Source organism: Kitasatospora sp. NBC_00039, from assembly GCF_045160625.1.
Lineage (GTDB): Bacteria > Actinomycetota > Actinomycetes > Streptomycetales > Streptomycetaceae > Kitasatospora.
In genome coordinates this window covers 5942747-5954731 of sequence record NZ_CP108289.1, presented here as the reverse complement: position 1 = coordinate 5954731, position 11985 = coordinate 5942747, and the positions used below count along the sequence as shown (strand labels likewise).

9 protein-coding genes are annotated in these 11985 nt (G+C 70.5%); 2 read left to right on the top strand and 7 right to left on the bottom strand.

Going from position 1 to position 11985, the window contains the following annotated elements:
- Positions 1–29: 29 nt before the first annotated feature.
- Both OG286_RS26450 and OG286_RS26445 read right to left on the bottom strand, forming a co-directional pair.
- On the bottom strand, positions 30–557 hold the full coding sequence (locus OG286_RS26450; RefSeq protein WP_396323166.1) for a hypothetical protein: 528 nt from the start codon (positions 555–557) through the stop codon (positions 30–32).
- Positions 558–852: 295 nt separating this feature from the next.
- Entirely contained in the window at positions 853–3489 is a 2637-nt protein-coding gene (locus OG286_RS26445; RefSeq protein ID WP_396323165.1) for a valine--tRNA ligase, read from the bottom strand.
- Positions 3490–3679: 190 nt separating this feature from the next.
- Here OG286_RS26445 and OG286_RS26440 point away from each other — a divergent pair, with 190 nt between their 5' ends.
- The gene (locus OG286_RS26440) at positions 3680–4555 is read left to right on the top strand and encodes a hypothetical protein (protein WP_396323164.1); all 876 of its coding nucleotides are present in this window, start codon (positions 3680–3682) and stop codon (positions 4553–4555) included.
- Positions 4556–4712: 157 nt separating this feature from the next.
- The gene (locus tag OG286_RS26435; RefSeq protein WP_396323163.1) at positions 4713–5510 is read left to right on the top strand and encodes a hypothetical protein; all 798 of its coding nucleotides are present in this window, start codon (positions 4713–4715) and stop codon (positions 5508–5510) included.
- A gap of 97 nt (positions 5511–5607) precedes the next feature.
- Here OG286_RS26435 and clpX read toward each other — a convergent pair whose 3' ends face one another.
- From clpX to OG286_RS26410, 5 genes are all read right to left on the bottom strand, one after another.
- Positions 5608–6897, bottom strand: a complete 1290-nt coding sequence (gene clpX, locus OG286_RS26430) for an ATP-dependent Clp protease ATP-binding subunit ClpX (protein ID WP_030309676.1) — start codon at positions 6895–6897, stop codon at positions 5608–5610.
- Positions 6898–7148: 251 nt separating this feature from the next.
- Positions 7149–7811 (bottom strand): ATP-dependent Clp protease proteolytic subunit, encoded by a 663-nt coding sequence (locus OG286_RS26425; RefSeq protein WP_327676905.1) that lies wholly within the window; start codon positions 7809–7811, stop codon positions 7149–7151.
- A 59-nt stretch (positions 7812–7870) separates the two neighbouring features.
- Positions 7871–8488, bottom strand: a complete 618-nt coding sequence (locus OG286_RS26420; RefSeq protein WP_305067940.1) for an ATP-dependent Clp protease proteolytic subunit — start codon at positions 8486–8488, stop codon at positions 7871–7873.
- A 278-nt stretch (positions 8489–8766) separates the two neighbouring features.
- On the bottom strand, positions 8767–10170 hold the full coding sequence (tig, locus tag OG286_RS26415) for a trigger factor (protein ID WP_405365813.1): 1404 nt from the start codon (positions 10168–10170) through the stop codon (positions 8767–8769).
- Positions 10171–10424: 254 nt separating this feature from the next.
- A complete protein-coding gene (locus OG286_RS26410) occupies positions 10425–11885 on the bottom strand; it encodes an MDR family MFS transporter (RefSeq protein WP_396323161.1) in 1461 nt (486 codons plus the stop codon).
- Positions 11886–11985 lie beyond the last annotated feature (100 nt).

Here is an 11985-nt window from a genome sequence, read left to right as displayed (position 1 = left end):
CCGGCGCCCGGGGGCCGGGTACCGGGGTGTCAGACCCCCGCCCGGGCCTCGGGGATCTCCGGACAGGGGCCGCAGTGCCGGCGGCGCAGCTCGGCGGCGATCTCGGCGAGCTCGCCCTCGGGCAGGAACGGCAGCATCATGGCGACGCCCTGGAGCAGACCGCCGAGCAGGAAGGTGGTGTCGGCGGTGGCCGCCACCAGCCCGCGGACCTCGGTGACCCGGCCGCCGGCGACGGCCTCGATCAGCCGGGCCGCGTCGGCGGTCTCCTCGTCCACGTCCACCGCTCCGGTGTCGGCCGGCGCACGGCGGGCCATGGCGCGCAGCACCCGGTCGCCGACCTCGGGCGCGTACGCCTTGCGGACCGCCTCGGCGGCGATCCAGGTGAGCAGGGTGGTGACCTCGCGGTGCGCGTGTTCCTCGAAAATCCGGTCCAGCTCTTCGTCGAACGCCAACTGGTTTCCGTGCCGGAACGCGAGCAGCAGCGTCGCCGCCCGGGCTTTGGCCTCCTCGACCGCCTCAGCAGGCAGTTCGTCGGCCAACTCCTTGGTCACCACCACGCCATGCCCTCCCGTTCGGTGCCGTCGGCTCAGCGGAACTCCTGCACACCGTACACATCCCACCTGCTAACTTCCGCGAACCCGCGCGGGCAAGACCGGAATGAATTCGGGCGGAATAGGACTTCACCCGGTCCAGGATGAATATTCGCCGGAACAGAGCAATGGCCGTGCGCTATTCGGGGCAGGAACCGTGGAAAGGGCCGTCGCCACGGGGCACCGCCGCGGGCCGCCCCGGAAACGCCGAGGGGCCGCACCCCGCGTCGGCGGGATGCGGCCCCTCGGGAGCTGCGGTCCGTCAGGCCTGCGGCAGCACCGCGAGCTGAGCGGTGATCCGGGCGATGTCGGCCTCGGCGGCCTCCTGGCGGACCCGGATCTTGGCGACCACGTCGTCCGGCGCCTTGGCGAGGAACGCCTCGTTGCCGAGCTTGGCGGTGGTCTGGGCCTTCTCCTTCTCGGCGGCCGCGAGGTCCTTGGCCAGGCGCTTGCGCTCGGCCGCGACGTCGATGGTGCCGGAGAGGTCCAGCGCCACCGTGGCGCCGGCGACCGGGAGCGAGGCGGTGGCCGTGAAGCCGTCCTCGGGCAGGGTCAGGCGCAGCAGCGAGCGGATCGCGTCCTCGTGGACGGCCAGCACGGTGCCGTCCAGGCCGAGCCGGGCGGGGACCTTCTGCGCGGGCTGCAGGCCCTGGTCCGAGCGGAACCGGCGGACCTCGGTGACCACCTGCTGGAGCGTGGCGACCTCGGCCTCGGCCTCGGCGTCCCGGAAGCCGCTGTCCTTGGGCCACTCGGTGACCACCAGGGACTCGGCGCCGGTGAGCGTCGTCCACAGCGTGTCGGTGACGAACGGGACGACCGGGTGGAGCAGTCGCAGCGTGACGTCCAGGACCTCGCCCAGGATCCGGCGGGAGGCGTCGGCCTGCGCGCCGCCCTTGGCCAGGGCGGTCTTGGAGAGCTCGACGTACCAGTCGAACACCTCGTCCCAGGCGAAGTGGTAGAGCGCGTCCGAGACCTTGGCGAACTCGTAGTCGTCGTACAGCGCGTCCACCTCGGCGACGGTGGCGTTCAGCCGCGACAGGATCCAGCGGTCGACCGCGGTCAGCTCCTCCGGCGCGGGCAGCGGGCCCTCGACGGTGGCGCCGTTCATCAGCGCGAAGCGGGTCGCGTTCCAGATCTTGTTGCAGAAGTTGCGTGAGCCCTTGACCCAGTCCTCGCCGATCGGCACGTCGGCGCCGGGGTTGGCGCCACGGGCCAGGGTGAAGCGGACGGCGTCGGCGCCGTAGGCGTCCATCCAGTCCAGCGGGTCCACGGCGGTGCCGGAGGACTTCGACATCTTCTTGCCGAACTCGTCGCGGACCAGGCCGGTCAGGGCAACGGTCTTGAACGGCGCCTGACCGTCCATCGCGTACAGGCCGAACATCATCATCCGGGCGACCCAGAAGAAGATGATGTCGTGGCCGGTGAGGAGGACGTCGGTCGGGTAGAACTTCGCCAGGTCCGGGGTCTTCTCCGGCCAGCCGAGGGTGGAGAAGGGCCAGAGGCCGGAGGAGAACCAGGTGTCCAGGACGTCCGGGTCCTGGTGCCAGCCCTCACCGGTCGGCGGCTGCTCGTCGGGGCCGACGCAGACGACCTCGCCGTCCGGGCCGTACCAGACCGGGATCCGGTGGCCCCACCAGAGCTGGCGCGAGATGCACCAGTCGTACATGTTGTCGACCCAGTCGAAGTAGCGGCGCTCCAGCTCCTTCGGGTGGACCTCCACCTTGCCGTCGCGGACGGCGTCGCCGGCGGCCTGGGCCAGCGGGGCGACCTTGACCCACCACTGCAGCGACAGGCGCGGCTCGACCACGGTGTGGCAGCGCGAGCAGTGGCCGACGGCGTGCATGTACGGGCGCTTCTCGGCGACGATCCGGCCCTGCTCGCGCAGCGCGCCGACCACGGCCGAGCGGGCCTCCAGCCGGTCCAGGCCGAGGAACGGGCCGTGCACGGTGATCGCGCCGTGCTCGTCCATCACGCTCAGGTTCGGCAGGTTGTGGCGCTGGCCGATGGCGAAGTCGTTCGGGTCGTGCGCCGGCGTCACCTTGACGGCGCCGGTGCCGAACTCCGGGTCGACGTGCTCGTCGGCGACGACCGGGATCTCCCGGTCCGTCAGCGGCAGCTTGATGGTCCGGCCGACCAGGTGCCTGTAGCGCTCGTCCTCCGGGTGGACGGCGACGGCGGTGTCACCGAGCATCGTCTCGGCGCGGGTGGTGGCGACGACGATCGAGTCGTCGCCCTCCCCGTAGCGGATCGAGACCAGCTCGCCGGGGACCTCCTCGTGCTCCACCTCGATGTCGGAGAGCGCGGTGAGGCAGCGCGGGCACCAGTTGATGATGCGCTCGGCCCGGTAGATCAGGCCGTCGTCGAAGAGGCGCTTGAAGATGGTCTGGACGGCCTGCGAGAGGCCCTCGTCCATGGTGAAGCGCTCGCGGGACCAGTCGACGCCGTCGCCGAGACGGCGCATCTGGCCGAGGATCCTGCCGCCGTAGTTCTCCTTCCACTCCCAGACCTTCTCGACGAAGGCCTCGCGGCCCAGGTCGTGGCGGGAGAGGCCGGACTCGGCGAGCTGCTGCTCCACCTTGTTCTGGGTGGCGATGCCGGCGTGGTCCATGCCGGGCAGCCAGAGCGTCTCGTAGCCCTGCATGCGCTTGCGGCGGGTCAGCGCGTCCATCAGCGTGTGCTGGAAGGCGTGGCCCAGGTGCAGGGCACCGGTGACGTTCGGCGGCGGGATGACGATGGTGTACGGCGGCTTCTCGCTCTTGGCGTCGGCCGTGAAGTAACCGCGCTCCACCCAGCGCTCGTACAGCTCGCCCTCTACCTCCGCCGGGGCGTAGGTCGTCGGGAGGGTGGCTGCGTCGTCCCCGGCATGGCTGCTCACGGGGCGCTGGTTCTTGTCGGTCACGACGCACAGTTTACGTAACCGGGGACCTGGGTTACGAACCGCTTTCGGTCCGCGCGCTGCGCGCGTCCGGTCCGGACGGCCGTCGGCCCGGTGCGGTAGCGTGCCCGCACACTCGTCCGGTCCTTCGTACGGACACGGACGACTCCAGATCGCGACAGGCCGCAGGTGCGGCGGGGGAGCACAGAGGCAGATGTACGGCCAGGGTCAGCAGTATCCGCAGGGTCAGCCGCAGCCGCCCTACGGGGCACAGCCGCCGTACGGGGCGCCGCAGCCGCAGCCGCCGTACGGGGCGCAGCCGCCCTACGGCGCGCCGCAGCCGCAGTACGGCTACCCGCAGCAGGGCGCCCCCGCTCCGCAGTACGGCGCGCCCCAGCCGCAGTACGGCGCCCCGCAGCCGCCCTACGGGGTGCCGCCGCAGCAGGCCCCGTACGGCCAGCCGGGCTACCCGGTGGCGCCTGCGCCGAAGAAGGGCAAGGGCGGGCTGGTCGTCGGCCTGGTGATCGGCGCCCTGGTGCTGGGCGGTGGCGGCTTCGGCCTCTACAAGCTGCTCGGCGGGGACTCCGGCGGCAAGTACAAGATCACCGCCGCGCAGTCGCTGCCGGACGGCTACACCCAGAAGTCGGCCAAGGAGCAGGCGGCCGACCCGAGCAAGGCCGAGACGTCCAAGCTCGGCTCCGACCTGAACGTGCTGGTCGCCAGCTACGCCAAGGGCTCCGACGCGCTGGACACGATCAGCGTGATCGGCGTCTACGGCAACCTCAGCGACCCCGACAAGATCATCGAGGACTCCAAGAAGCCCAGCGAGGGCGGCAGCTGGGCCACCCCGCTGACGGACTTCCCGGCCCAGGACAGCCACAACTCCTCCGGGAAGCTCTCCTGCGGCGTCTTCAGCGTGCTCGGCGGCAAGTCCCAGTCCACCGTCTGCGTCTGGGCCGACAAGTCGACCACGGCCCGGGTCACCTTCTTCAAGTCCAGCCTCAGCGGCGCCGCTTCGACGCCGCTCACCCCGGCCCAGGCCGCCGACAAGACGCGGGCGATCCGTTCCGCGATGGTCGTCGCCAAGTAGCCGGCGCCACCGTCACACCCGCGCGCGGTCGTCACACCTGCGCCACCGTCACGCCCGCGCGGCCGCCGCGACTGCCACCCTGTCCCGGGTGGGAGTGCGCCGCGGCCGCAGGCCGGCTCCCGTCCGTCCCGCCCGTCCCGCCCCAGAAAGGGCCATCGTGACCGAGCAGAACCCCTACGGCACCCCGCCGCCGCCCGCCGGCCAGCCGTACGACGGCGCGCCCGTGCCGCCCCAGCAGCCCGGCTACGGGGCGACGCCCCCGCCACCCGCCGCCGCGCCCTACGGCGCCGTGCCGCCGCAGGGCCCGCCGCCCGGCGGCCAGCCCGGCCTCCCGGGGTACGGCGCCTACGCCCCGGTGCCGCCGCGCAAGTCCCGTAAGACGCTCTGGATCCTGCTCAGTGTCTTCGCCGTGCTGCTGGCGCTGATCGGCGGCGCCGTCGCGTACTTCGTCTTCGACGTGACGTCCAACGCGGGCACCCAGAAGATCGTCCTGCCGGCCAAGTTCAAGGACCTCTCCAAGGACGACGACAACGAGATCGCCCGGAAGATGGAGGAGGAGATCACCTCCGAGTTCGGCAAGGGCGACGGCGCCTGGCACCCGACCGGCGTGAGCGCCGTCTACCTGGACCCGTCGGACGACCCCAAGCTCATCGTGGTCGGCGGCTACGGCAAGGTGCTGCTGCCCAAGCAGGAGCTGGACGCCATGTTCAAGGGCTTCTCGGCCGGCGGCCCGACCGTCAGCAACCGGCACGCGGTCGACGCCGGCCCCAAGGGCGGCACCATGGAGTGCGCCAAGGCCACCCAGGAGGGCACCGACCTGGGCATCTGCGCCTGGGCCGACAACAGCAGCCTGATCCTGATGATGCAGGCGCCCGAGGAGGGCAAGCAGCCGGACCTCGACAAGCTGGCCGCCGACGCCCGCGACCTGCGCGCCGCCTCCGAGGTGCCGAAGTAAGTCCGGCGGCACCCCGCGGAACAGCGAAGGGCCCCCGGAGACCGTGGTCTCCGGGGGCCCTGTCACATGCGCACCGACGCCGGAGGCGCCGGCCGGGTCAGGCGCTCTTCTCGCGCCGCTCCCGCTTGATCATGTCCCGCGGGACGAGCGTGGGGATGGCGTGCTTGGAGACGACGTCCCCGGTGACCACCACGCGGGCGACGTCCTGGCGCGAGGGCACCTCGTACATCACGGACATCAGCACCTCCTCCATGATGGCCCGCAGGCCACGCGCGCCGGTGCCGCGCAGGATCGCCTGGTCGGCGATGGCCTCCAGCGCGTCGCGGGAGAACTCCAGCTCCACGCCGTCCAGTTCGAAGAGCTTGCGGTACTGCTTGACCAGCGCGTTCTTCGGCTCGGTGAGGATCTGCAGCAGCGCCTCGCGGTCCAGGTTGTGCACGCTGGTGATCACCGGGAGACGGCCGATGAACTCCGGGATCATGCCGAACTTGACCAGGTCCTCCGGCATCACCTGACGGAAGTGGTCGCTGGCGTCCAGCTCCCGCTTGGAGCGGATGTTGGCGCCGAAGCCGATGCCCTTGGCACCCGCGCGGCCCTCGATGATCCGCTCCAGGCCCGCGAACGCGCCGCCCACGATGAACAGCACGTTGGTGGTGTCGATCTGGATGAACTCCTGGTGCGGGTGCTTGCGGCCCCCCTGCGGCGGCACCGAGGCGGTGGTGCCCTCCAGGATCTTCAGCAGCGCCTGCTGCACGCCCTCGCCGGAGACGTCGCGCGTGATCGACGGGTTCTCGCTCTTGCGGGCGACCTTGTCGATCTCGTCGATGTAGATGATCCCGGTCTCGGCCTTCTTGACGTCGTAGTCGGCCGCCTGGATCAGCTTGAGCAGGATGTTCTCGACGTCCTCGCCGACGTACCCGGCCTCGGTGAGCGCGGTGGCGTCGGCGATCGCGAACGGCACGTTCAGCATCCGGGCCAGCGTCTGCGCCAGCAGCGTCTTGCCGGAGCCGGTCGGCCCGAGCAGCAGGATGTTGGACTTCGCCAGCTCGATGGCGTCCTCACGGCCGTTGCCGCCGCTGCGGCCCGCCTCGCCGGCCTGCACGCGCTTGTAGTGGTTGTAGACGGCCACCGACAGCGCCTTCTTGGCGAGGTCCTGGCCGACCACGTACTGGTCCAGGAACTCGTAGATCTCGCGCGGCTTCGGGAGCTCCTCGAAGCGCACCTCGGAGGTCTCGGCGAGCTCCTCCTCGATGATCTCGTTGCACAGGTCGATGCACTCGTCGCAGATGTACACGCCTGGGCCGGCGATCAGCTTCTTCACCTGCTTCTGCGACTTGCCGCAGAACGAGCACTTGAGCAGGTCGCCACCGTCTCCGATGCGTGCCACGAGGTGCTTCCCCTTCGCCAGGGGCCCCGCGGGGGTTCCGGGGCCTGGTGCTGTGGACCGTCAACGCCGACGGCGATCGGTCTCGCTATCCGACGGTACTCTGCCGGGCCCCTGATTCCGTCCTCTTCGCCAGGTCTGCCCTACGCCCTGGGCGAATTGATACCGAACAGATGCCGTCGCCGGTTCCGCCGATGTGCCGGGGGCGGGGCGCGCAACGGCGTGCGCGCCCCGCCCCCGGCAGGGTGCCGACCTCAGGAGGTCAGCGAGGCCTTGCGGGTGGAGATGACCAGGTCGACGAGACCGTACTCGACGGCCTCCTCGGCCGTCAGGATCTTGTCGCGCTCGATGTCGTCGCGGACCTGCTCGACGGACTTGTTCGAGTGCTTGGAGAGCATCTCCTCCAGCTGCTCGCGCATCCGGAAGATCTCCCTGGCCTGGATCTCCAGGTCGGACACCTGACCGCGGCCGGTCTCGGTGTACGGCTGGTGGATCAGGATACGGGCGTTCGGCAGCGCCATCCGCTTGCCGGGGGTGCCGGCGGCGAGCAGCACGGCCGCGGCGGAGGCCGCCTGGCCCATGCAGACCGTGGTGATGTCCGGCTTCACGTACTGCATGGTGTCGTAGATGGCCGTCAGGGCCGTGAACGAGCCGCCGGGCGAGTTGATGTACATCTGGATCTCGCGGTCCGGGTCCATGGACTCCAGGCAGAGCAGCTGGGCCATGATGTCGTTCGCGGAGACGTCGTCCACCTGCGAGCCGAGGAAGATGATGCGCTCCTCGAACAGCTTGGCGTACGGGTCGTACTCGCGGATGCCCTGCGAGGTGCGCTCGACGAAGCGCGGGACGATGTAGCGGCCCTCGGCACGCATGTCCTCGACGCGTGCCTTGGCGCTGGACAGGCTGGGGATGTTCATGGGGGTTCTAGTCCTCCGGAGCGATGGGGCTGTGGTCTCGTGGGATCCGGGGCCGAGGCTCAGGCGCCCGTGCCGCCGCCGCCCGGAACGTCCGCGGCGCTGTGCATGATCGCGTCGATCAGGCCGTACTCCAGGGCCTCCTCGGGCGTGAACCAGCGGTCGCGGTCGGAGTCCGCGGTGATCTGCTCGAAGGACTGGCCGCTGTGGAAGGCGATCAGCTCGGACATCCGCTTCTTGGTGCGGAGCAGCTGCTCGGCCTGGATGCGGATGTCGGTGGCCGAGCCGCCGAGACCGGCGGACGGCTGGTGCATGAGGATGTTGGCGTTCGGCAGCGAGAAGCGCTTGCCCTTGGCGCCGGCGGTCAGCAGGAACTGGCCCATCGACGCGGCCATGCCCATCGCGATGGTGACGACGTCGTTCTTGATGTACTGCATGGTGTCGTAGATCGCCATGCCGGCCGAGATCGAGCCGCCCGGGGAGTTGATGTAAAGGAAGATGTCCTTGTCCGGGTCCGCGGCCAGCAGGAGCAGCTGGGCGGTGATCTTGTTGGCGATGTCGTCGTCGACCTGCTGGCCGAGGAAGATGATCCGCTCGTTGAGCAGCCGGTTGTAGACCTGGTCGCCCAGGCCGCCGAGCACGTCACCAGAGGCGGCGTGCGGCGCCATCGGGCCAGGCATCTGCATCTGCGGGAACGTCACTTAGCCACCTGCTCAGTCGATTTGGACGGTCGCTCCGCGGCCGTCACGGTGTCGCACAGCTTCCGGGTATCACGTCGTGATTGTTGCTGTCCATGGACCCTAACGCGCAGGCCGGGCCGCAGAATCCCTCACGCAGAACTGTTCGCTGTGAGCGCAGGGTTCGCGGCGGGCCCCGCCCGCGACCGCGGGGAACACGGCGGGCCCGGACGCCGTGTACGGCGTCCGGGCCCGCTGCTGCGTCAGGGCGACCGGGGCGGTCAGGCCTCGGTCTTCTCCTCGGCCTCGGCCTCGGCGGCCGGGGCCTCGGCGGCGACGGTCTCGCCCGACTCGTCGGTCTCGTCGTCGTCGAAGTTGATCTCGTTGCCCTCGGTGTCGACGACCTTGGCGGCCTCGACCACCGTGGCCAGCGCCTTGCCGCGGGCGACCTCGCCGACCAGCAGCGGCACCTGGCCACCCTGGACGACCTGCTGCGCGAACTGGTCCGGGGTCAGGCCCGAGCCGGCGGCGCGGCGGATGAGGTGCTCGGTGAGCTCCTCCTGGTTAACACCCAGCTCCTCGTCGGCGACGATCTGGTCCAGGACGAACTGGGTCTTGATGCCCTTCTTCGCCTGCTCCTCGGTCTCCGCCAGGAACTCCTCCTCGGTCTTGCCCTGGGTCTCCAGGTAGGTCGCGAGGTCGAGGCCCATCGGCTCCAGCTGGTGGTGCTCGAGGTTGTGCTTGCGGGTCTCGATCTCGTCCTTGAGGAGCTTCTCCGGGAACTCGATCTCGACCAGCGCCAGCAGCGCGTCGAGCACCTTCTCCTGGGCCTGGGTGGCCTGGTCGTACTCCTTCATGCGCTCGAGGCGCTTGCGGGAGTCGCCGCGCAGCTCCTCCAGGGTGTCGAACTCGCTGGCCAGCTGGGCGAACTCGTCGTCCAGCTCGGGCAGCTCCTTCTCCTGGACGGCGGTGACGGTGACGGTGACCTCGGAGGTCTTGCCCGCCTGGGTGCCACCCTTGAGCTCGGTGTCGAAGGTCGCGGTGCCACCGGCCTCGAGGCCGACGACGGCGTCGTCGATGCCGTCGATCAGACGGCCCGAGCCGATCTCGTAGCTGACGCCGGCGGCGGTGCCGTCCTCCGGCACCTCGCCGTCGACCTTGGCCTCGAGGTCGACGACCACGATGTCGCCGGCGGCCGCGGCGCGCTCGACGTCCTTGACCGAGGAGAAGCGCTCGCGCAGCTGCTCCAGGGACTTGTCGACGTCCTCGTCGGTGACGACGATCGGGTCGACGGTGACCTCGATGGTCGAGAAGTCCGGGAGGGTGATCTCCGGGCGGATGTCCACCTCGGCGGTGAACTTCAGGTCACCACCGTCGGCGATCTTCTCGACACCCTCGATGTTGGTGATGTCGGGCTGTCCGAGAACCTCGATCTTGCCCTCGTCGACTGCCTGCGTGTAGAAGCGCGGGAGGGCGTCGTTGACGGCCTCCTCCAGCACGGCGCCACGACCGAAACGCTGGTCGATGACCCGGTTCGGGATCTTGCCCTTGCGGAAGCCCGGGACCGAGACCTGCTGGTTGATCTTCTTGTACGCCGCGTCGAGGCTGGGCTTGAGCTCCTCGAAGGGCACCTCGACGGTGAGTCGAACCCGGGTCGGGTTCAGAGTCTCGACGGCGCTCTTCACGGTTTGGTCTCCTATGGGCTTGCGGTCAGGTTGCCTCCGCCCTCCCCATGCCGCCGGCCGGGGCCGGTACGGGCGGGTCGGGCGAGACGGGCGATGGGCGGTTGGAGCTGCATCTCCCGTGGGGGGTGGACGGTGAGCGTGACTCCTCGCCCTCGTGCGGTTGACCTGGGTGGACGCCACAGGGACTACCGCCAGCGCCCCATCCTACCGGTACCACGAAAGGCGGATGCCAGGACGCCGCCGCCTGCGGTCGCTCAGGCCGCCCCGACAGGCTCCGGGGCGGCCTCCGCGGACGGCTCCCCGGTACCCCCCGCCGGTACCGGGCGCATGGTGGCGGCGGCGTCGGAATCCCGTACCAGCAAGGCGATCACGGCCGCCACGAGGGCCAGGACGGCCGCGGTGAGGAAGGCGGCGCGGTACGCGGTGAGGTTCGCCACGGGCGTACCCGAAGCGTTCACGGTGAGAGGTCCGACGGCGGTCAGCACGGTGCCGAGCACCGCGACGCCGAGCGCGGAGCCGAGCTGGCGCTGCGCGTTGTAGAGGGTGGAGGCGGCGCCGGTGGCGCGCGGGGTGATGGTGGCGAAGGCGGCGGTCTGCGAGGGCATGAAGACGTGCGACATCGCGTAGCCGGTGACGAACATGAGGGCGCGCACCGCCCAGAGGTTGCTGTCGGGCCCGATGGCGGCCATCAGGGCGAGGCAGCCGGCCACCACGGTGGCCCCGGCGACCAGGATCCGGCGCGGGCCGATCCGCGGGTAGAGGCGGGCCGCCACCTGGGAGGCGAGCATCACGCCGAGCGCCTCGGGGAACACCATGAGGCCGCTGTGCAGGGCGTCCATGCCGAGCGCGTCCTGCATCAGCAGCGGGAAGAGGTAGAGCATGCCGAGGAAGGCGGCGCCGGAGAAGAGCGAGAGCAGGTTGGTGGTGCGGAAGATGCGGTCCCGGAAGAGCCGCAGGTCGAGCATCGGCTCGGGGCGGCGCAGCTCGACCACGACCAGGACTGCCAGCGCGAGCAGGCCGCCGAGCGCCGAGGCCAGGATCCGCGCGCTCCCCCATCCCTCGGACGCGCCCTCGGAGAGCGCGTACATCGCGGCACCGAAGCCGGCCGCGGAGAGCAGGAACCCGGCCGCGTCGAACCGGCCGGCCCGCTCGGCGCGGTAGTCGGGCAGGAAGAGCAGGCCGAAGACCAGGGCGGCGATGCCGACCGGCACGTTGACGATGAAGACCCAGTGCCAGGACCAGCCGTCCACCAGCCAGCCGCCGAGCACCGGACCGGCGGCGGGCGCGACCGCGGTGGGCAGCATCAGGACGCGGGTGGCCCGCATCCGCTCCTCCTGCGGGAACGCGCGGAAGAGCATGGTCATCCCGACCGGGGTGAGCAGGCCGCCCGCCGCGCCCTGGAGGATGCGGTAGAGGGTGAGCGAGGTCATCGAGCCGGCCGCGCCGCAGAGCAGCGAGGCGACGGTGAAGAGGGTGAGGGCGGCGAGGAAGACCCGGCGGGTGCCGTAGCGGTCCCCCAGCCAGCCGGAGAGCGGGACGAAGACGGCCAGGCTGACCAGGTAGCCGACGTTGATCACGCCGACCCCGGCGGGATCGGTGCCGAAATCGCGGCCGATCGCGGGCAGCGCCACGTTGACGATCGTGGTGTCCATGATCGACATGAACAGCGAGGCGACGAAGACGACTCCGACCGCGATCTTGGGGTTCATCCTCATCGGGGCTCCAGCTTTGGGTGAAAAATCAACCACCCACCATGCCGGACCCGCTCCGAAGAAGCCAACGGAGCCCGGAGACGCCAACAGGGCCCCGCCGAGG

Bases quoted from the DNA above. Each gene is read 5' to 3' on its own strand.
- OG286_RS26440 (WP_396323164.1), top strand. From the start codon at position 3,680: ATGTACGGCCAGGGTCAGCAGTATCCGCAGGGTCAGCCGCAGCCGCCC.
- OG286_RS26420 (WP_305067940.1), bottom strand. From the start codon at position 8,488: ATGCCTGGCCCGATGGCGCCGCACGCCGCCTCTGGTGACGTGCTCGGC.
- OG286_RS26410 (WP_396323161.1), bottom strand. From the start codon at position 11,885: ATGAGGATGAACCCCAAGATCGCGGTCGGAGTCGTCTTCGTCGCCTCG.
- OG286_RS26425 (WP_327676905.1), bottom strand. From the start codon at position 7,811: ATGAACATCCCCAGCCTGTCCAGCGCCAAGGCACGCGTCGAGGACATG.